A 20,883-nucleotide genomic window follows, 5' to 3' on the forward strand; every position below is an offset into this window, starting at 1 on the left:
TCTAGTGTTCGTTGTACACTAGAGGTATCGCAGAGGGGGATTTACCGTGGAAAAAAAATTAGCAGTCATTGATATCGGGTCAAACTCGATTCGCAACGTCATTTTTGAAGTGAATCGACACGGCCAATATTTCGAACGGTTGAACGTGAAAGAAGTCGCTCGGCTCTCGAGTCACATCACCGATGCGAACGAACTGTCCGAAATGGGCATCCAATCGTTAATCGAGACACTCGACCATTTCATCAGTCTGAACAAGCATCATGGCGTCAAAGAGATGTTGCCGGTCGCGACCGCAGCCATCCGCAACGCCAGCAATTCTGAAGCGATTTTAAACGAGGTCCTTGACGCGACCGGGATGGAGATCCGCTTGTTGAGTGACTATGAAGAGGCGTATTACGGATACTCGGCCATCGTCAACTCGACTTATATCGAAGACGGCTATTCGGTCGACATCGGCGGCGGCTCAATGGAAGTGACTTACTTCAAAGACCGCGAGCTCGTCTTTTATCATAGTTTCCCGTTCGGTGCCGTCACGTTGACGAACGATTTTATGTCAGGCGACACGCTCTCGAAAGATGAGCGGAAACAACTGACCGCGTTCTTGAAGAAAGCGTTCAAAGACATCGATTGGCTCGTCCCTCACGGTGTTCCGCTCGTCGGTGTCGGCGGGACCGCCCGAAACCTCGTCCGCGTCGAACAGTCGTTGTCCCACTTCCCGCTTGAAGGCATCCATCAATATACACTTGGTGCCGACCGGCTTCACGAGGTCGTCGATGAACTGATCGACATGTCGACAAAACAACTCGGACGACTCGATGGCCTGTCAAAAGATCGGATGGACATCATCGCTCCGGCCGTGACCGCAATCGATGAACTGGCCCGCTATTTAAAAGTGCCTGAGTTTACGATGAGCAATAACGGTCTGCGGGAAGGGCTATTTTATGAATACTATTTAAAAGAGAACAACGAGATCCGTTTCGCTGATGTCAAAGAAGAAAGTTTCCGCCACTTCGAGAAACAATACGACGTCGATCCGGTCCGGCATCGGCATCTCGTCCATCTGGCCCGTCAAATTTATATGGGCTTGATCGAGGCGAAGACGATCAAACCAAAACCGTTCGAACCGGGACTGTTAGAAGCGGCTTGCCGTCTCGCTTACGTCGGTGAATACATCGACCATAACAACAAGAGCGACCACACGTTCCATTTGATCACGACCAATGACTTTAAAGGCATGAACAACGAAGACCGGCTCGCCCTGGCGCTCGTCACGTCTTACAAGTCACGGCGCCTGCTCGAACAGCATATCGAGGGCTTTCCTGAATGGTTCGACTCGAAAATGTTGAAGAGTCTAGAGCTGATTGGATCAATCGTCAAACTTGTCGACGCGCTCGATTTGACCGAGCGTCAAGTCGTCGAGAACATCGACGTCGAGACAACAGACGACGGGCTTGCCTTCACCCTTCATACATCGACGTCCCCGCGCTTTGAATTGCAGCGCGGCATCCGTCACAAAAAGCATTTAGAACGCGCGATCGAAACGACGATCGAGTTACGCGTAGAGGAGAGGATCACTTTATGACGACTTACTTACCAGAACATTTTAACAACCGCGAATTGAGCTGGCTCAGCTTTAACGAGCGCGTGCTCCAAGAAGCGATCGATGACCGCAATCCGCTCATGGAACGCCTCAAATTTCTCGGCATCTTCAGTGCAAACCTCGATGAGTTCTACATGGTCCGTTTCGGAGGACTGAAAGACGAGGTGCTAGCCGGATTCAACCAACCGGAGGACAAGGCCGGGCTGACACCGAAGCAGCAAATTAAAGCGATCTCAATCAAAGCTCAAGAACTCGTCGAAGTCCAATATGCGACGTATAAAAAAATCGTCAAACAACTCGGAACAGAAAACGTCCGCTTTTTACGTCCGAAGCACTTGAACAAAGAGCAACTTGATTTTGTTAAACTGTATTTTCGGACCCACGTCTTCCCGGTCTTGACACCGATCGCGGTCGATGCGTATCGCCCGTTCCCGATGCTGTTGTCAAAATCGCTCAATATCGCCGTCGAAATCTCGTCGACCTCAGAAGGCAAAAAGCGACTCGCCCTCGTTCAAGTACCGGCCGTCCTACCGCGTTTTCTCGAACTGCCGACAGAAGACGAAGAACATGCCGATTTGATGTTGCTCGAAGACGTCATCATCCAATTCATCGATTCGCTCTTCAAAGGCTTTGAAGTGGAGTCGACGATGCCGTTCCGGATCACCCGCAACGCTGACATGCCGTTCCATGAAGAAGGCAGTCACGATGTGTTGAAACAGATCGAGAAAGAATTGAAGAAACGCCGTTACGGCGTCGGCATCCGCCTCGAGGTCCAACAACGTTCACTCAGTAAAGAACTGTTGTTTATGCTGCAAGACGTCCTCGATCTGCACGACCGCGACATTTTCGTCGTCGACGGACCGATCGATTTGACGTTCTTGTTTGGCATCTATAATAAGATCGGGATCGAGTATGATGAGATGATCAACGAGACGCTCATCCCGTTCGTCCCGGAAGGACTCGAGCCCGGCAAGGACTTGTTCAAGGCCGTCCTGAAAAAGGATTACTTGCTCCATCACCCATACCATTCGTTCGACCCGGTCGTCCGCTTTATCGCCCAGGCCGCGAAAGACCCGAACGTCTTGGCCATCAAGCAGACGCTTTACCGTGTGTCTGGCGATTCACCGATCATTAAAGCGCTCACTGACGCCGCCGAGAGCGGCAAACAAGTCACCGTCCTCGTCGAACTAAAGGCTCGGTTCGATGAAGAGAAGAACATTCAATGGGCGAAACAGCTCGAAAAAGCCGGGGCCCACGTCATCTACGGCTATAAAGAGTTAAAAACGCACTCGAAGATCACACTTGTCGTGCGGATTCTAGAAGGAGGTGTCCTCCAACGCTTCGTCCACCTCGGTACCGGCAACTACAACGACTCGACGGCGAAGCTTTATACGGACATCGGCTTATTGACGACGAACGAGGACTTGGCCGAAGATGCGACCAACTTCTTCAACTGGCTCTCCGGTTACGGTGAACGACCGTCTTGGCACGAGTTCGAGACGTCGCCTGACGACATGCTCGACTTCTTCCTTCACAAGATTCAAGACGAAATCAAACTGCATGAGAAGTATGGGAACGGTCGCATCGTCGCCAAGATGAACTCGCTCACCGACAAGTCGATCATCACGAAGCTGTATGACGCGTCTCAGGCCGGGGTCAAGATCGATTTGATCATTCGCGGCATCTGTTGCCTGCGTCCGGGCATTAAAGGCGTCTCGGAAAATATTCGTGTCGTCTCGATTATCGACCGCTATCTAGAACATTCTCGCATCTTCTATTTCTACCAAAACGGGAAAGAAGACTTGTATTGCTCGTCTGCGGACTGGATGACCCGAAACATGAAAAAGCGCATCGAGATCTTGTTCCCAATCCTAGATGCGGGTCATAAGTCTTACATTAAAGACATGCTCGCGCTACAGCTCGTCGATAACGTCAAAGCACGGATCCAACGCGCCGATGGCAGTTACGTCTACATCAAGCAAGAACCTGGCCAAGAGAAAATTCAATCGCAGATCATCATCCATCAATATACAGGCGGCCGTTGGAACAACATCCCGAGCGTCTTCGAACGGGAGCCGTCGAACTGGGCCGAACGTGAAGTCCTTCGCCTCCGGGCCGAAAATGAGAAAATGACTGATGACTGATGTTAGACTTCTCAAACGAGAAAGAACATTGTATAATTAGTTCGTTCAGTTAGTTGAAACGCTTTCATTTTCGAATATGGAGGAATCATTCATGCAAGAAATCTTACTCTCGTTGCTCGCCGGCCTCATCTGTGGCATGATTTTCACTGCCTTGAAGTTGCCGTTGCCTGCCCCCCCGGTCTTGCCTGGCGTCATTGGAATCTTTGGCGTCTTTCTCGGGATGAAAGTTTACCAATTCGCGCTTGCGAACTGGCCATTTTAAACAAAAAGAACGATGCCCGCGGGCATCGTTCTTTTTGTTACTCTGCATGATGGATCGCCTTATGACAAGTCGGACAGACCCACATCCCGCTGTCTCCTTCAAGATGGTACTCTAGCAGACGATGGGCCATCGCCCCATACCTGTCTATCAAGTCGACTCCACAGCTCGTACAAGCCGTGACGGAAGCGATACGGTGCATCATCATTCGTTCCCGGGCTAGATGCGTCTCGTACGTTTGCCGTGTCCAGCGTTGGGATGGGACTTGATAACCGCGGTCCCACATATCTTTTAACGTCGCATATGACGTCGACACGTCGTACATACCACTCTTGAGCAGCGGATGATGAAAATCAAGGCCGACTAAATCGACGAGACAATAGTCTCGAACTTCATCGTCGGGACGCGTTCGCCAATACCGGTCGTCGGGGCGCGTCGTCGTCTCGACGAGCATAATCTCGACTTCCGCGACGATCCCATATCCAACGACTTCGATCAAGGCTGGTCCCTCAATGCTTCCTTCAATGTAAAACGGGCTCTGCTCGCGAAAGTATGTCGGGAGCGCCGCAAATACGTCATACGTCTCTGGATCGATCTTTAGCACGCTCATCGCTTATTGATGCGCGAGCGCGAATCGTTCGCGCCATTCGGCGTCGAACGCGCCTAATCGGAACATGTCGATCTCTTGCTTATACGGCGCGACTTTCGTCTTCTCGCTGATTGGAATGTAAGGTGTTTCAAGAATTTTTGGCAAATGCGCGAACGCCTCATGATGGATGATTCGGTTCAACGCGTCAAAACCGATCTCCCCGTAGCCGATATTTTCGTGGCGGTCTTTTCTCGCCCCGCGCACGTTTTTCGAATCGTTGACGTGGATGACGCCGAGTCGGTCGATTCCGACGATGCGGTCAAACTCGGCAATCACGCCGTCTAAGTCCCCCACGAGGTCATACCCGGCGTCATGGACGTGGCACGTGTCGAAACAGACCGACAGCCGGTCGTTATGCGTCACTCCGTCGATGATCGTCGCGAGTTCTTCAAACGTCTTCCCGAGTTCGCTTCCTTTTCCTGCCATCGTCTCGAGGGCGATCTTCACCGTCTCGTCTCCGGTCAGCACTTCATTCAAGCCTTCGATGATGCGAGCGAGACCGACGTCTTCGCCGGCACCGACATGGGCGCCTGGGTGAAGGACGACATGGCGGGCGACTTGTAGCGCTTCGGCCCGCTTGATTTCAGCCGCCAAAAACGAGACCGCGAGTTCGAACGTCTCGGGTTTCGTCGTATTGCCCAGGTTGATGATGTATGGGGCGTGGACGACGATCTCCTCGATGTCATGCGCCGCCATGTGGACGAGCGCCGCTTCGATATTTAACTCCTCGATCGGTTTACGACGCGTGTTTTGAGGCGCGCCCGTATAGACCATCATCGTCGTCGCACCGTACGAGACGGCTTCCTCACTGCCAGCGAGCAGCATCTTCTTACCTGAAACCGAAACGTGTGAACCAATTTTTAACATAGTCAACTCTCCTTCGCAATCTTCTGCCTTTAGTGTACACAAAAAGAAGAACCGACTCCATGAAGTCGATTCTTCTTTTTAGTGATTACCGTCTGTTCTTCTTACGGGTCTCACGACGTTCCGTGCGCTGTTGTTGCATATGCTCGCGCGAAGCCGTCTCTTTCAATTTATACTTGAACTTCTTCTTGTAGCCTGGTTTGACTTTCTTCTTCGCCTTCTTGATCTCACCGGCCATACGGCTGTGCGCCGTGTGCGATACTTTCATCTTACGGTCGGTCACGCGGCGTTTACGAGTCTTGATTTCTTGGAGCGTCCCGCCTTTGACATCGACATGTGTGAACGCGAAACCACGCTCTTCAAGTCGATTGATCGGGCCGTTCTCGTGATCTTCATACAGCGTATACGCTTCTCCGGTAGCACCGGCACGACCGGTCCGGCCGACACGGTGTGTGTAGAAGTCGAGATCTTTCGGGATACCGAAGTTGATGATGTGCGACACACCTTTAATATCAATCCCGCGGGCAGCCAAGTCGGTTGCGATCACGTATTGATATTTTGCATCGTTGATGTCTTTGATCGCTTGCTTGCGTCGACGGGCTTGCATGTCGCCATGAAGCGTCCCGACGTTGAGGCCTGCCTCACGGAACGACTTCTCGAGCTCATCCGCGTCTTGTTTCGTGTTCGTGAACACGAGGCAGACGAACGGATTGATCGCTTTGGCCACTTCGACCGTCAATTCTTTGCGGTCGCGGTGACGGACCGGGATGACGTGGTGCTTGATCTTCGGTGCGACGCGGTGCTCGGCACTCGCTTCAGCGTAGCGCGGATCGTGAAGATATTTCTTCAAGAACGGCTCAAGCTTCTCTGGGATTGTCGCTGAGAAGACCATCGTTTGCAGTCTTTCCGGAAGCGACTGCGCGATGCGGTCTACTTCTGGCAAGAAGCCCATATCAAGCATTTGATCGGCTTCATCGACGACGAAATGTTTGACTTTATGCGGGAACAACGCCTGAACTTTCATCAAGTCGAGCAGACGGCCTGGCGTCCCGATGATCAACTGTGGTGGGTTTTTCATCTTGTCGATTTGACGTTCACGGTCAGTTCCGCCGACGATCAAACTCGTCTTAATATAGTCAGGCTGCTTCACGAGGAGTGTTTTCAACTCTTCGTGGATTTGCCAGGCAAGCTCGCGTGTCGGTGCGACAACGATCGCTTGGACTTCATGTTCGCTCGGGTCGATCGATTCTAAAATAGGTAAGAGGAACGCGAGTGTCTTCCCGGTCCCGGTTTGTGATTTTCCAATGATGTCACGGCCATTCATCGCGGCTGGAATAATCCGTGCCTGAATGTCCGTTGGGTTAGTGATGCGCTTTTCTGTCAAGGCATCGACGATAAACGGTAACAATTTGAACTGTTGGAAGCTGTTCAATCGATACACCTCCTGTTTCTTTCCACTTTTCCTAGCATAGCGGAATCTAGTTATTTGTCAATTAATCTTTACCGAGTCCTTCATACAAGTAACTCGATGAATAGTAGTGCGCCGAGATTTTTTTACTGCTCAAATGCTGTTCGAGCGCTTTGAACCCGACTTCAATCATTTCGTTCGGGGATTGCACGACCGTCGCATCGACTTTCCCGCTATGAATCAACGGGTAAATCTCTGTCACACCGTCTACCGACACGATTGTCTTGTCATTTAGTCTCTTGCTCTCGAGCGCCCTCACGACCCCGAACGTATTGTCGTCGTTATGGGAAAACACGGCGTCGAACGGGATGTCTTCCTCGAGCCAGCGCGACATCTCGATCTCGGCTTGGAACGGATCGTAGTTACCCGTGAGCGAGGCCACGACCTCGAGGTCGTCATGGGCTTTATCGTACTCGGTCAACCCGAGGCTACGATCGATGGTCGAGCGGACTTTTGCCGTTCCCCTCACTTCGACGACACGGATCGGCCGATCGAGTGCGGTATGTTTGGCGGCAATATGGTTGGCGGCCATCCGCCCGATTTCAACGTTATCGGACACGACGGACGTGAGCACGCTATCGTGGTCGATCATCCGGTCGATCGCGATAATCGGAATCCCTTTGTCTCTCGCCTTTTCGAGCGATGATTGAATGAACGTCTCGTCAAGCGTCGTCACGAAGATGGCTTTGACACCGCGCTCGATCAAAGAATCCAATTTCTCTTTTTCTAAGACACGTGAATCCTCACTTGTCGTCGGAATCGGAATGAACCCTTTTTGATTGGCCGTTCGTACAAATGCGGCTAACAACTTATTGGCGTGTTCGTGTTTTTCACTGACGAACACGAAGCCGACCTCATTGTTCGTCGTCGCGCGTTCCGGCAACTGGATCGACGTGATCAATAAAATCGTCATGGCCCAGATGACGGGAATCCAAAGCCAGTAATAGCGGAAGCCCTTCATACGTTTGTCCGCCTTGGGATTTTAATCATCATCGCCGTACCTTCTCCTTCAACGCTCTCGATTTCCATTTGACCGTTTACGGCTTTTAATGATTCTCGAATCATGTACAGCCCTAGCCCGTTGCCGTTCTCTTTCGTCGTATAGAACGCCGACCCGACCGTGTTCACTTGATCTTTCGTCATCCCGATTCCGTTATCCTCAATCAAGAACCGATAATCCCGCTCCGTGAAGAGGACCGTGACCGTGACGCTACCGTCCGCCCCTTTTGAATCGACGGCTTCGACGGCGTTTTTAAACAAGTTGTAGATGGTTTGAACGAGCATGTCGCTCGAACAGTAGAACGGCGGCATCTCATTCGGAACAATCAGTTCCCACTTCGTCACCCGTTTATAACATTCGGCGTCGAGTAAGAACTCGAGCCGACTCGCAAATTCAGTCATGTCGAGCCACTCTTCTTGAAGCTTGGATTGATCTGGTTTGGCGAGCGTGAGCATCGTCGTAATCAAATGGTTAGCCCGATTGAGCTCGGACAGTGCAAGGTCGAGCATTTCTTCACTACCATGACCTTCTTTCGCCATCTGCAAGGTGATTTGGACAGGTGTGAGCGGGTTACGGATCTCGTGAGCGATCCCGGCCGCGAGTTGACCGAGCGAGGCGAGCTTCTCTTGTTGGAGCAAGAGCTGTTGTTGGCTCAACTGCTCACGTCGAGCCGTCTCCATCCGGTTCGAGTAGTCGTTATACGTATCGAGGAGCGTCTGGACTTCCTTTGAACCGGTGCGTTCGAGTAAAATCGGTTCGAGTGACTGTTGTTTCTTGATGTTTTGAACGAGTTCGAGCAGCGGGCTCGTCAATGTCTTCGAGAGAAGGAGACCGACTAAAATACTTAAGAAGAAAGTGACGAGCGTAATCATCAAATATTGCCAACGTGTATCATAGACCGCCTCATAAACCGAATCCGTGCTATGCTTGGCCAATACGCTCCATCCGTTCACTCGAGCGTCCGGTTCGAACATGATGACATCGTCTTCGGTACTTAAAATCGTCCGAACGTCATACTCATCCGTCGTTTCGACGATTGAGCGTGACAACCTTCGCTCCGCATCCGTGACGAGGTTAAACGATGTCGATAACACTTCTCCCCGCTCATTTAAGAGGTAGAGAATCATATCATCGTTCGTGGATTCGAGCATGCGCCGATAGAGGTCCGAGTTAAGCACACTGATGCTTCCACCAAACATGCCAATCGGTCGGTTGTCCTCGATGACGGGTACGTAAAGATACGTGCCCGCATCACCAGAAATCGATACAGGGTCACTCATGAATAAATCGTCGCCGTTCGAAGTGATGACTTCTTTAAATTTCGGATCAGCCTTTAACGTCATCGCGGGGACTTGCCGTTGCGAATACCAAGTGAATTCATCTTCTCGTAAATCATAGTAAAAGATCGAAGTGAAACTCGTTCGTTGGTTCAAGTAACCCGTCCGAATCCGCTCTTCAATCAAAGGTTCGTTTCCAACATAAGCACCAAGGTAGACGAGGTCTTCATACAATTTCCCAAGCCTTGTCTCGAGGTTCTCGATACTCCCATCAATCGCATAGTCAAATTGTTCTTTCGCCAATTCTTCCGCGCGGGACACCGTCACGCGATCGGCAGAGAAAGCTAGTGATGAGATGACGAGTCCAAGAATGATAAAGATAATAAATGTGATTTGAAAGAAGTACGATTTTCGAACTTCAAGCAATGTTCTCAAGCGTTCCACGGTGTCCCTCCTTTCTAACCTTAAGATTATAGCATGAATACACGCAATTCTTTTCGTATTTTCGAAACAATGTTAGACTAATACGTAGGAAAGCATCGCGAAAGGAGCGTTCATCACGAAATGAAAGTTAAAAAAATTAGCCCACGCGGATACTGCTATGGCGTCGTCGATGCCATGAAATTAGCGAATGAAGCCGTGGCCAACCCAGATTTACCACGGCCTATCCATATACTCGGTATGATCGTCCATAACCGTCACGTCACCCAAGCGTTTGAAGACTTAGGCGTCAAGACCGTAGACGGTGAGGATCGGATGCAAGCAGTTGAAACAATCGACAAAGGGACCGTCGTGTTTACGGCCCACGGCATCTCCCCGCTCGTTCGGAAGCGTGCCATCGAAAAAGGACTGACGATTGTCGATGCGTCTTGTCCTGACGTTCTCGTCACGCACGATTTAATTCGTGAGAAGACAGCGGCCGGCTACGAAGTCATCTATATCGGCAAGCACGGTCACCCCGAACCTGAAGGCGCGATGGGAGTCGCCCCTGGAAAAGTCCATCTCGTCCAGTACGAGAGCGATTTTGAGGCGTTGCCAGATCATTTGTTAGACGCAAACATTCTCGTCACGAACCAGACGACAATGAGCCAATGGGACGTTTCGGCATTGATCGAACTCATTCAAGAACGCTATCCTCACGTCGAGGTGCATAACGAGATTTGTAACGCGACACAAGTTCGTCAGGAGGCCGTGGCCGAACAGGCCGGCGACTGCGACTTGCTCATCGTCGTCGGTGATCCGAAATCGAACAACTCGAACCGCCTCGCCCAAGTCTCTAAAGAGATTGCCGGGACGAATGCCTATCGCATCGGTGATTTGAGTGAGCTCGATCTCAATTGGCTTCAAGACGTCGAAACGGTCGCGGTCACATCGGGCGCGTCGACACCGACGCCGATCACGAAAAAAGTCATCGACTTTTTGACGCAGTACGACCGTGATGACTTGAGCACACACGACAAGACACCTTATCTCGAACTGCGAAACATTTTGCCGAGAGTGAAGGCGCTTCGCAAATGACAAGCAACCCCCGTCCTCATGCATGAGGGCGGGGGTTGTGTTCAGTTTCAGCGGAACTTAAAAGGATTCGTGTCCGTAGCGGAAACGAGGAGCTCGACCTCGAGTTTTGCTGCCGTGAACTTCTGTTGCAAGACGTCGACGACGCCTTGTTTCATGACGCTCTCGACGTGATGACCCGGGTCGACTACGGCGAGCCCGAGCGCCATCGCGTCGTGGGCGACATGGAAATATAAGTCACCGGTCACGTAGGCGTCGGCTCCCTTGAAGTGCGCGGCTGAGACATACTTGTTGCCGTCACCACCGAGCACGGCCACTTTTTTGATTGTTCGGCCCAAGTCGCCGACGACCCGCACCGCTTCGACACCAAAGCTTGCTTTGACATGTTCCGAAAATTCAGCGAGCGTCAGCGGCTTGTCGAGTCGACCGATGCGGCCGAGACCTAAGACAGGCCCTGTAATCTCATCCCGAATCAAGTCATGAGCGACCTCTTCGTAAGGATGAGCGTCAAACATCGCTTTTAACACCCGCTTCTTCTTACTTTCGGTAACGATTGTCTCGATCTTCACTTCATCGACTTGCTCCGTTTTCCCGATTTGTCCGAGGTACGGGTCGGCCAAGTCGAGCGGGGTGAACTGCCCTTTCCCTGTGACCGTGAATTGGCAATCGCCATAATTCCCGATCCTTCCGGCTCCGGCCGAGCCTAACGCTTTAGACACGGCGGACTGATGTGTTTCCGGGACGAAGACCGACAATTTATACACCGGCTCTTCATACGTCGGGACGAGCACTTCGGTCTCACGCAATCCGAGTGCCTCGCTCATCCAGTCGTTGACCCCGCCCTCACAGACGTCTAAATTCGTATGGGCGACGTAGACGGCGATATCGTTTTTCAGACATTTCGTAACGATTCGACCGGCGGCGTTGCGATCGGTCACTTGGGTGAGCGCGCTAAAGATCGGCGGATGATGCGCGATAATCAAGTCCACCTCTTGCTCGATGGCTTCGTCGACGACCGATTCGAGCACGTCGAGCGTGACCATGACCCGATTCACTTTTTTATTCAGCGTACCGATCTGTAGGCCGATCTTGTCGCCTTCGACCGCGAGATGTTTCGGTGCGAACTCTTCAAACAGTTGGATGATATGATTTCCGTTTGCCATCACTGACTCACCTCTCTCATTTTGTCGCGTAACGTTTTGAACTCCTCCTGCTTCCGGACGAGCGCCTCGGTCTGGGCGCCTGCGGCCATTTGACCGAGCACGTAATCCAATTTGTCCGCTTCCCGGCCCCACTTCAATTTGAACGGTTCAGGACGAGTCTTCAGCAACTCCGGCCCGAACATAAGCTGCCACGTCCGCTCCGCCTCGTCCGCACTGTAACGCGTTTCTGTGCCCCGCTCCCCGACAAGAATCTCATATATTTTATCGTTCTCCTCGACAATCGTTTCCGTGACGAGCGTAAAACCTGATACAAGCAACCATTCCCGAACTTGCTGTCCATCGACGTTCGGTTGCAGCACGAGTCGTTCGACCGCGCCTAACTTATCCCGTCCGTTCTCTAAGATCGATCGGATCAAGCTTCCGCCCATCCCGCAGATCGAGATACATGTCGCCTCGTCTTCATTCAGGACCGCCAATCCGTCACCGAGCCGGACGTCAATCTTGCTCGATGCGCTGATCAATTCGACTTGGGCTTTGGCCGCTTCCATCGGACCTTGATTCACTTCTCCGGCGATGGCTCGGTCGATGATTCCTTGCTGTACGAGATAACACGGGACGTAAGCGTGGTCGGAACCGATATCGGCTAAAATGCTTCCAGCTGGTATAAAATCAACGACTCGCTTCAGTCGCCGGTCTAACGTGACTTGTTCTTGCATGGGGACAACTCCTTTTGTCTACTTCTTCTTCTTCTTTAGGGTAACGAAATATTCTTGTCCGGACAACAAAAAACGTACCCCAGAAGGAGTACGCCTCACCCTTATTGTTCAATCAACCATGTCGCGAGCACGTCGGCTTCTTCAGCAGACGCGAGACCGGCCGGCATTGTACCTTGACCGTTAACGATGATGTTCGCGATCTCTTCAGCAGACAAACGTTCTCCGACTCCAGTCAACGCCGGACCGACGCCACCTTCAAGATTTCCGCCGTGGCAACCTGTGCAGCCTTTAGCAGCGTACAAGTCTTCCGGGTTCATCTCGGTGACGGCTGGACCTTCAGCGGCTTGTTGCGCTTGGTTTACGCCAAAATACGATAATGAGACCATAGCGATGATTGCGACGATCGCAATCGCTGCAAACGGTAACAATGGATTACGCATTGTATTTCCCCCTCATGTTCTTTCCAAATTTCTACCCATCACTATTTTACTCAAAAAACAATAAAGAAGGAAGGAAAATCACTCATTTTCCTTCCTTTCTTCTAAAACTTCACATTTTATTCAAAAACACGATTAATCGAGGAAGTCTTTCAAGCGTTTCGAGCGACTCGGGTGACGGAGCTTCCGTAACGCCTTCGCTTCGATTTGACGGATCCGCTCACGCGTGACCCCGAACACTTTACCGACTTCTTCGAGCGTGCGCGTCCGACCGTCATCAAGCCCGAAGCGGAGACGGAGTACGTTCTCTTCCCGGTCTGTCAACGTATCGAGCACGTCTTCGAGTTGTTCTTTGAGCAGTTCATAGGCTGCTGCGTCCTGAGGAGCCATCGCATCTTGGTCTTCAATGAAGTCACCGAGGTGCGAATCGTCCTCTTCACCAATTGGTGTTTCAAGCGACACCGGTTCTTGAGCGATTTTTAAAATCTCACGAACTTTCTCAGGCGTCAATTCCATCTCCTTGGCAATCTCTTCAGGAGCAGGCTCGCGCCCGAGGTCTTGCAGCAATTGACGTTGAACACGGATCAATTTGTTGATCGTTTCGACCATATGGACCGGAATCCGGATCGTCCGGGCTTGGTCGGCGATGGCACGTGTGATCGCTTGACGAATCCACCACGTCGCATACGTCGAGAATTTGAACCCTTTCATGTAGTCGAACTTCTCGACTGCCTTGATCAAACCCATGTTCCCTTCTTGGATCAAGTCAAGGAACAACATGCCGCGACCGACATAGCGTTTCGCGATCGAGACGACGAGACGAAGGTTGGCTTCAGCGAGACGTTTCTTCGCCTCGTCATCGCCTTGCTCGATTCGCTTCGCGAGTTCGGTCTCGTCTTTGGCACTCAACAGATCGACACGGCCGATCTCTTTCAAGTACATCCGGACCGGGTCGTTGATTTTAATTCCTGGCGGGACAGCCAGATCATTCAAGTCGACCTCTTCGTCTTCTTTTTTCGTAGGAGTCTCTTCGGCATCGGCCGCATCTTCTGTGACGCGGATGTCTTTGCCTTCTAAATCTTCAATGAAGTTATCGATAAAATCTGAATCGACCTCAAAATGGCTGAGGCGATCCTGGATCGCTTGCATCGATACGACACCCTTCTTTTTCCCCAACTTTTCAAGTTCGTCTATGGCGTTAAATAAATCCTCTTTTTTCTTCTCTGCCATCTAGCAGTTCAACTCCTTCCAAACTTCCTTCGCGTTCATCGTTCACGTAAGCGGCGACTCCGGGTAATCAATTCTTGTAGCTTCGATGCCTGGTCTACTATACTTTCGGCATCCTGCCCGATTTCCCTTTTTGCTCGCTCGATTTGACGCTGTTCCTCATAACTGTTTATCACCTTAATGTATTCATCTAAAACCTCTTCAGTCAGATCATCAGGCGCTGACATGAGGCGAATCTCTGCATAGCGGTTGGCATAGTCAGGACGTTGGTCGCAGTGACGCTCCATAAAAGGCGGCATGACCTGCTCAAACTCTTCAAGCGTCATGTCTTCTGAAACGATCTCATAAAACGCCGTCGCCAACATGCGATGAATCTCATCTTGATAAGCTAGGCCGAGTCGGTCGCGAACGAAGCGAACCCGTTCCGGCCCACTGAGCATCGCCCGTAACAGTAATTTTTCAGCCTTCACAAAACGTGGTTCATTCGCTTTACTCGATCGTTTACGGATTGGTTCTGGTTCACGAACCGCTGGTGATGCCTGCACTTGGCTCGACACCGGTCGCGGCATTCGATTCGCTAGCGTTTCGACAGGAATGTCAAACTCATTCGCCAATTTTTTTAAATATAAATCGCGGCGAATCGAGTTGTCCGTCTTGCTGATTTCCCCAAGCATAGCTTCAATAAACCGGATCCGTTCTCCTTCACGATTCATATTTTTCCCGCGCCGAAGCGTCCGGTTCATGAAATCGAGGACGGATAAGCGTTCCGATTCGACAAAACGTTGCCATTGCTCCCGACCGTTCGTCCGAATATAATCATCCGGGTCCGTCTTCTCCGGCAACATGAGCACTTGGACGTCGAGCGGATACGCCTCGAGCATGCGAACGACTTTTAGCGTCGCCTCTTGTCCGGCATGGTCTCCGTCGTAACAAATCACGACTTCATCGACCATCCGTGACAACGCCCGGGCATGCTGCGATGAAAATGCCGTCCCGAGTGAAGCGACGACCTCGGCCGTCCCGGCTTGGGCGACTTGGAGGACATCGACGTTCCCTTCGACAAGGAGCACCCGTTTTTGTTTCCGCATCGATGCACGTGCTTGTGAAAATCCAAATAACAACTCACTCTTGTTAAAGAGTGGTGTCTCCGCCGTATTTACATACTTGGGCTGTCTGTCGTCAATCGCACGGCCGCTAAATCCGACGATCGTGCCGTCTCGATCCGCAATCGGAAAGACGACTCTTCCTTCGAACCGGTCAAAATATTCACCGGATCTAGATTTAGAAATAAGTCCTGCTTCGACCATGACTTCTAGGTCGAACCCTCTTCGCTCGAGTGAATCGACGGTGAAGCGGCGTTGATCAGGGGCGTATCCGATTTTGTATTGCCCGATCGTCGCCTCAGCCAAACCGCGTTCACGTAAATACGTCAAGCCGACTTCTCCGGCCTCGGTTTTCATCAATACCTCGTGATACAGGTCGGCGATGATCCGATGAGCATCACGCATTTGTTTGCGAACGACTTGATCGCGTGTCAACTCTTCGTCACCGGCCACCCCTTCTACAGCGATGTTTGCCCGTGTCGCTAAGCGCTCAATCGTTTCCGGGAAGGACAACCCTTCCGTTTCCATGACGAACGTAAAGACGTTCCCGCCAGCACCGCAACCGAAACAATGGTACATGCCTTTTTCAGGCGATACGGAAAAAGAAGGACTATTTTCCGAGTGGAACGGACAAAGTCCGACAAGACGGTGGCCTTGTTTTTTCAATTCAACGCGTTCACTGATCAAGTCCACGATATCCGTGGCTTGTTTCACTTCCGCAATGACTTCATCCGGTATACGTGGCAACTCCACCACTCCCTATCCAATCTCGCAACGAAACGGAACGCTCACCACGTTCCGTTTCACTATCGTGTCAATACTCTATTATACCGTTAACACGCGTCGATTACTAATGCGAGCGCTCAGTCATCTTTTGACAGTTCAAGCTGACGTAAGATGATTCCTGCCGTCTCTTCGACCGCCTTATTCGTCACATCGATGACCTCGCAACCGATTCGTTCGTATATCCCTCGCGCGTACTCGAGTTCCCGATTGATTCGCTCGAGTTGAGCGTAATCCGCTTCCGGTTTTAGACCGAGCGATTTCAAACGCTCCATTCGAATCGAAATCAACTTGTCCGGAGAAATGATCAAGCCGACGCACTTATCCGGTGACACCTCAAACAGTTCTTCCGGCGGACGCGACTCCGGCACGAGCGGGACGTTAGCGACTTTATAACGTTTTAGCGCCAAATATTGTGACAACGGCGTCTTCGATGTGCGAGACACACCGACGAGGACGATATCGGCCTTTTTCAAGCCCCGCGGATCACGTCCGTCGTCATATTTGACGGCAAACTCCATCGCCTCGATTTTACGGAAGTAATCCTCGTCTAGACGATAGATCAGACCCGGTTTCTCACGCGGGCTCTCCCCGAGTTTTCCCGAGAGCACGTCTAGGAGGTCGCCGAGCAGGTCGATCGTTTTGACGTCATACGTTTTACCGAGCGACACGAGCAGTGAGCGATGTTCTTCATTAACGAGCGTGAAGGCGATCACCGCTCCTTGGGCTCTAGCCTGCGTGACGACATCATGAATCGTCTGTTCGTCTTCGACGAAAGGAATCCGGAGTGTCTCGATCGCGTTCTCATGGAACTGGATGCTTGCCGCCCGGACGACGAGCTCACACGTTTCTCCGACAGAGTCACTCACGACAAATACGAGTTGTTTGTTTGTCAAACCAATTTCCTCCTCAGAACGATTCATCGTTGGCAAGTGCAATCAACACCTTGGTCATGTTCGTCTTTGTCATTCGGCCGAGCACGATGAGCGAACCATCCTTCTCTTCGACGACTGGCATGGCGTCAATCTGTTTCTCAATCAACTTCATCCCGGCCCGAATGAGCGTCTCACCTTTTTCACAAACGGTAATATTCGGCATCCGCGTCATAATGACGTTGACAGGCAATTGGTCGAGGTCCTGATTGCCGATGGCGGCCCGCAGTAAATCTTTGCGGGACAACACCCCGACAAGCTCATTGTCTTTTCCGACGACGAACAACGACCCGACATCTTCTAAGAACAACGTGACGACCGCATCATACACGGTCATTTCATTGCTGACGACTTTCGCGGACGACATGAAATCACCAACGGTCAGCGAATCGAGTTTTTCGCGGAGCAGCGATGAATTTCGCTTGCCGACGAACGTGTAGCCGACGCGTGGTCTTGCTTCTAATATTCCAGTCATCGTCAAAATAGCAAGATCAGGGCGGAGCGTGGCACGGGTGAGCGATAACTCTTGAGCAATCTGCTCTCCCGTGATCGGTCCGTTCACTCTCACAATCTCAACAATCTTCTGTTGGCGTTCATTCAGCTGCATAGCCAACCCCCTCTAGTTTGATCAGAGTACGAGCGCGCTGAAGTCAGCAACACGCTCGATCGTCGTAGCGAGTCGCTTCATCTCACTGAGACGATTATGGCGAATCGTTTCTACGTCGCTCATGACCATCGTATTTTCAAAATAAGCACTTATCGGTTGTTCAAGCGCTCGAAGTGATGTGATGGCACGCGTGTAGTCGCCCACTTCGACCGCTTCATGTGTCTCGGGCAATGTTGATTCGACCGCGGCGTGAAGGGCTTTCTCTTCAGCATTCTCAAACAAGGCCGGATTCACTAGTCCTGGTTCGCCTTTTTTAGCGATATTGACGACGCGCGTCAACTGCTCGATCAACTGTTTCGCCTCGTCTGACAGCATATTTTGAACCGCCTCCGCGCGAGCGTCGAGCTGTTCGACAGTCAGACCAGTCGTGAGAACGGCATCAATCACATCGTATCGTACTTGTCTCTCTTGCAGACGATACTTCAAGCGGAGCATAAAGAAGTCGTTAAGTTGCGCCTTGACTTGTTCTTTATCGGCATCGTAAAGTCCTGCTTCCACCTGAGATTCGACAACTTGTGAAAGTAATTTGTCGACTGGTAGATCGACGTGCCAATCTCCAAGAATTTGAACGACTCCTTGCGCTTGGCGGCGAAGGGCGAACGGATCTTGTGAACCGCTTGGAATCATGCCGACCCCGAAGAACGCAGCAATCGAATCGAGTTTATCCGCGAGTGCGAGCGCGGCCCCCGTCGGCGTGGCCGGTGATGCGTCTCCGGCGAAGCGTGGCATATAGTGCTCACGGATCGCGGCCGCAACTTCTTTGTCCTCACCTTGCTGGAGTGCATACTTTTCTCCCATCACGCCTTGAAGCTCGGTAAATTCGTAAACCATCTGGCTAACGAGGTCGAATTTATGAATCTTTCCAGCGCGTTCGACTTTTTGAGCATCGGCACTGAACAGTGGAGCGAGCGTGAGCGCGAGTTGTTGGACGCGACGAACTTTCGCGCCTGTCGTTCCGAGCTTCTCATGGAAGACGATGCGGTCGAGACGGTCGAGCTGGTCGTCGATCTTCGTCTTTTTATCTTCCTCATAGAAGAAGACGGCATCGGCGAGTCGTGCCCGGATGACTTTCTCGTTCCCTTTGGCAACGTTTTGCAGATGGTCTGCGTTACCGTTACGAACCGTCACAAAATAGTGTTGGAGCGTGTCACCGACATAGACCGGGAAATAGCGCTGATGCTCTTTCATCGTCGTGATCAACACTTCTTCCGGAAGGTCGAGGTAGCTCGCATCAAACTCACCGAACAGGGCTGTCGGCCACTCGACGAGGTTCGTCACTTCTTCAAGCAGCGATGCGTCAAGTGGCACCGTCCATCCTTGCTCGTTCGCCAATTGTTCGATTTGACGTTCGATGCGTTCGCGACGGTCGTCGTACGATGCGACGACAAACTCTTGTTCGAGCGTGGCCGCATAGCGGTCAGGTGATGAGATCGTCACGTCGCCTTTACTTAAGAAGCGATGTCCGCGTGTCACATTACCTGTTTTGACGCCCTCGATCTCGAAATCGATCTGTTCTGTCCCAAACATGGCGACTAACCAGCGGATCGGACGCATGTAGCGGAGGCTGCTCGTACCCCATTTCATATTTTTCGGGAACGTCATGCCGCGGACGACGTCTTCAAGGCCGCCAAGTAATGAAGCCGTCGGCTGACCTGACTCGTGACGATTTGCGAAGACGTATTCGACCCCTTTTTCTTCCGCGAAGTAAAGGTCGTCGACTGACAATCCGCGTCCACGCGCAAATCCTGCTGCCGCTTTCGACCAGTTTCCGTCTGCATCTTGCGCAATCTTTTTAGCCGGTCCCCGGAGCGTCTCCGTCAAATCTTGTTGACTCTCCTCGACGTCACGGACGAGTACAGCGAGACGACGTGGTGTCGAATAGACCGTGACAGCTCCGAAGTTGACGCGAGCGTCCGACAAGAACGTCGCCACGCGCTCTCCTAACTGTTTCTCCGAGCGGAGCACGTATTGGGCTGGTAGTTCTTCAAGTCCGATTTCTAGTAAAAGGTCACGCATCCAAGGCACCTGCTTTCTCTTGATTAAGGAGTGGGAAGCCGAGGCGTTCCCGTTCTTCGATAAATTTGGCCGCACATGCCCGCGACATGTTGCGGACACGTTGGATGAAACCGGTCCGTTCCGTCACCGAGATCGCGCCTTTCGCATCGAGCAGGTTGAACGTGTGCGAGCATTTTAAGATGTAATCGTACGCCGGGAAGACGAGGTTTTCCTCGAGCGCCCGCTTCGCTTCTTTCTCATACGTATCGAACAACGTGAACAACATATCGACGTCTGACAGCTCGAACGTGTACTTCGAGTGTTCAAACTCTGGCTGATAGAAAATATCGCCATACTTGAAACCGTCTGTCCAGACGAGGTCGAACACGCTCTCGACTTCTTGGATATATGACGCGAGACGTTCGAGACCGTACGTGATCTCGACGGCGATCGGGTCGCACTCGATCCCGCCGACTTGTTGGAAGTAAGTGAACTGGGTGATTTCCATCCCGTTCAACCATACTTCCCAACCGAGTCCGGCCGCACCGAACGTCGGGTTTTCCCAGTTGTCCTCGACGAAGCGAATATCGTGTTCGAGCGGGTTGATACCGATCAGTTCCAAACTCTCCAAATAGAGTTCTTGGATGTTGTTTGGGGACGGCTTCATGATGACTTGGAATTGGTGATGTTGATACAGACGGTTCGGGTTTTCCCCGTATCGACCGTCAGCCGGACGGCGTGACGGCTCCGTATAACAAACGTTCCACGGCTCTGGTCCGAGACTCCGTAAAAACGTCATCGGGTTCATCGTTCCGGCCCCTTTTTCTACGTCATACGCTTGCATCGTCAGGCAGTTTTTCGACGCCCAAAAATTTTGCAACGTGAGAATGATTTCTTGCACCGTTTTGTGCTTCATATGTGACACCTCCAAAAGTATTGAAACGACAAAAAACGCCCCTATGTGCCATGCACATAGGGACGGGATTACCCGCGGTTCCACCCTACTTGCCTCGGTATCGAGGCCACTCTTTGGATTGGGGCGCTCCGGAATCGCCATTCGCTCTCTTCATGGCGTTCGGCTCTC

The 20,883-nt window shown here is 51.7% G+C and carries 18 protein-coding genes; 4 read left to right on the forward strand and 14 right to left on the reverse strand.

Going from position 1 to position 20,883, the window contains the following annotated elements; translation table 11 throughout:
- Positions 1 to 46: 46 nt before the first annotated feature.
- The 3 genes from EVJ23_RS01405 (at position 47) to EVJ23_RS01415 (ending at position 4,006) form a co-directional block, all read left to right on the forward strand.
- Positions 47 to 1,582 carry a Ppx/GppA family phosphatase gene (locus EVJ23_RS01405; RefSeq protein ID WP_131463779.1) on the forward strand — a complete coding sequence of 512 codons (1,536 nt, stop codon included), beginning with the start codon at positions 47 to 49 and terminating at the stop codon, positions 1,580 to 1,582.
- Positions 1,579 to 3,744, forward strand: a complete 2,166-nt coding sequence (locus EVJ23_RS01410; protein ID WP_070327011.1) for an RNA degradosome polyphosphate kinase — start codon at positions 1,579 to 1,581, stop codon at positions 3,742 to 3,744. Before EVJ23_RS01405 ends, EVJ23_RS01410 begins: the two co-directional genes overlap by 4 nt.
- 91 nt (positions 3,745 to 3,835) lie before the next feature.
- The gene (locus EVJ23_RS01415) at positions 3,836 to 4,006 is read left to right on the forward strand and encodes a DUF1427 family protein (RefSeq protein WP_021065708.1); all 171 of its coding nucleotides are present in this window, start codon (positions 3,836 to 3,838) and stop codon (positions 4,004 to 4,006) included.
- A gap of 37 nt (positions 4,007 to 4,043) precedes the next feature.
- Here the strand turns inward: EVJ23_RS01415 and EVJ23_RS01420 are convergent, their stop codons facing one another.
- The 5 genes from EVJ23_RS01420 to EVJ23_RS01440 form a co-directional block, all read right to left on the reverse strand.
- Positions 4,044 to 4,613: a hypothetical protein gene (locus EVJ23_RS01420; RefSeq protein ID WP_131463781.1), complete on the reverse strand. Its 570-nt coding sequence runs from the start codon at positions 4,611 to 4,613 to the stop codon at positions 4,044 to 4,046.
- A 3-nt stretch (positions 4,614 to 4,616) separates the two neighbouring features.
- Entirely contained in the window at positions 4,617 to 5,519 is a 903-nt protein-coding gene (locus EVJ23_RS01425; RefSeq protein WP_131442975.1) for a deoxyribonuclease IV, read from the reverse strand.
- 85 nt (positions 5,520 to 5,604) lie between these two features.
- Positions 5,605 to 6,948 carry a DEAD/DEAH box helicase gene (locus tag EVJ23_RS01430; protein ID WP_071397764.1) on the reverse strand — a complete coding sequence of 448 codons (1,344 nt, stop codon included), beginning with the start codon at positions 6,946 to 6,948 and terminating at the stop codon, positions 5,605 to 5,607.
- A gap of 61 nt (positions 6,949 to 7,009) precedes the next feature.
- Positions 7,010 to 7,945 (reverse strand): sugar ABC transporter substrate-binding protein, encoded by a 936-nt coding sequence (locus tag EVJ23_RS01435; RefSeq protein WP_071397765.1) that lies wholly within the window; start codon positions 7,943 to 7,945, stop codon positions 7,010 to 7,012.
- Positions 7,942 to 9,705 carry a sensor histidine kinase gene (locus tag EVJ23_RS01440; protein WP_071397766.1) on the reverse strand — a complete coding sequence of 588 codons (1,764 nt, stop codon included), beginning with the start codon at positions 9,703 to 9,705 and terminating at the stop codon, positions 7,942 to 7,944. The genes EVJ23_RS01435 and EVJ23_RS01440 overlap by 4 nt, the downstream gene beginning before the upstream one ends.
- A 120-nt stretch (positions 9,706 to 9,825) precedes the next feature.
- On the opposite strand from EVJ23_RS01440, the gene EVJ23_RS01445 reads away from it, so the two are divergent.
- Positions 9,826 to 10,779 (forward strand): 4-hydroxy-3-methylbut-2-enyl diphosphate reductase, encoded by a 954-nt coding sequence (locus EVJ23_RS01445; RefSeq protein ID WP_131463783.1) that lies wholly within the window; start codon positions 9,826 to 9,828, stop codon positions 10,777 to 10,779.
- 47 nt (positions 10,780 to 10,826) lie between these two features.
- Here the strand turns inward: EVJ23_RS01445 and EVJ23_RS01450 are convergent, their stop codons facing one another.
- The 9 genes from EVJ23_RS01450 to glyQ all read right to left on the reverse strand — a co-directional run bounded on the left by EVJ23_RS01450 (position 10,827) and on the right by glyQ (position 20,715).
- Complete coding sequence (locus EVJ23_RS01450) at positions 10,827 to 11,939, reverse strand: Nif3-like dinuclear metal center hexameric protein (protein ID WP_131463785.1); 1,113 nt, start codon at positions 11,937 to 11,939, stop codon at positions 10,827 to 10,829.
- Positions 11,939 to 12,655: a tRNA (adenine(22)-N(1))-methyltransferase gene (locus EVJ23_RS01455; RefSeq protein WP_131463788.1), complete on the reverse strand. Its 717-nt coding sequence runs from the start codon at positions 12,653 to 12,655 to the stop codon at positions 11,939 to 11,941. Before EVJ23_RS01455 ends, EVJ23_RS01450 begins: the two co-directional genes overlap by 1 nt.
- Positions 12,656 to 12,756: 101 nt before the next feature.
- Complete coding sequence (gene cccA, locus EVJ23_RS01460; protein WP_070327002.1) at positions 12,757 to 13,095, reverse strand: cytochrome c550; 339 nt, start codon at positions 13,093 to 13,095, stop codon at positions 12,757 to 12,759.
- 132 nt (positions 13,096 to 13,227) lie between these two features.
- Positions 13,228 to 14,322 (reverse strand): RNA polymerase sigma factor RpoD, encoded by a 1,095-nt coding sequence (gene rpoD / locus EVJ23_RS01465; RefSeq protein ID WP_016508087.1) that lies wholly within the window; start codon positions 14,320 to 14,322, stop codon positions 13,228 to 13,230.
- A 35-nt stretch (positions 14,323 to 14,357) separates the two neighbouring features.
- Positions 14,358 to 16,175, reverse strand: a complete 1,818-nt coding sequence (dnaG, locus tag EVJ23_RS01470; RefSeq protein WP_233589561.1) for a DNA primase — start codon at positions 16,173 to 16,175, stop codon at positions 14,358 to 14,360.
- Positions 16,176 to 16,285: 110 nt separating this feature from the next.
- A complete protein-coding gene (locus EVJ23_RS01475; RefSeq protein ID WP_070327897.1) occupies positions 16,286 to 17,128 on the reverse strand; it encodes a pyruvate, water dikinase regulatory protein in 843 nt (280 codons plus the stop codon).
- Positions 17,115 to 17,744, reverse strand: a complete 630-nt coding sequence (ccpN, locus tag EVJ23_RS01480) for a transcriptional regulator CcpN (protein ID WP_070327000.1) — start codon at positions 17,742 to 17,744, stop codon at positions 17,115 to 17,117. The genes EVJ23_RS01475 and ccpN overlap by 14 nt, the downstream gene beginning before the upstream one ends.
- A 21-nt stretch (positions 17,745 to 17,765) precedes the next feature.
- Entirely contained in the window at positions 17,766 to 19,820 is a 2,055-nt protein-coding gene (glyS, locus tag EVJ23_RS01485) for a glycine--tRNA ligase subunit beta (RefSeq protein ID WP_131463790.1), read from the reverse strand.
- The gene (gene glyQ, locus EVJ23_RS01490) at positions 19,813 to 20,715 is read right to left on the reverse strand and encodes a glycine--tRNA ligase subunit alpha (RefSeq protein ID WP_016508054.1); all 903 of its coding nucleotides are present in this window, start codon (positions 20,713 to 20,715) and stop codon (positions 19,813 to 19,815) included. Before glyQ ends, glyS begins: the two co-directional genes overlap by 8 nt.
- Between the last annotated feature and the right edge of the window lie 168 nt (positions 20,716 to 20,883).

It is taken from the genome of Exiguobacterium sp. SH1S1 (genome assembly GCF_004337245.1).
GTDB lineage: Bacteria > Bacillota > Bacilli > Exiguobacteriales > Exiguobacteriaceae > Exiguobacterium > Exiguobacterium aurantiacum_A.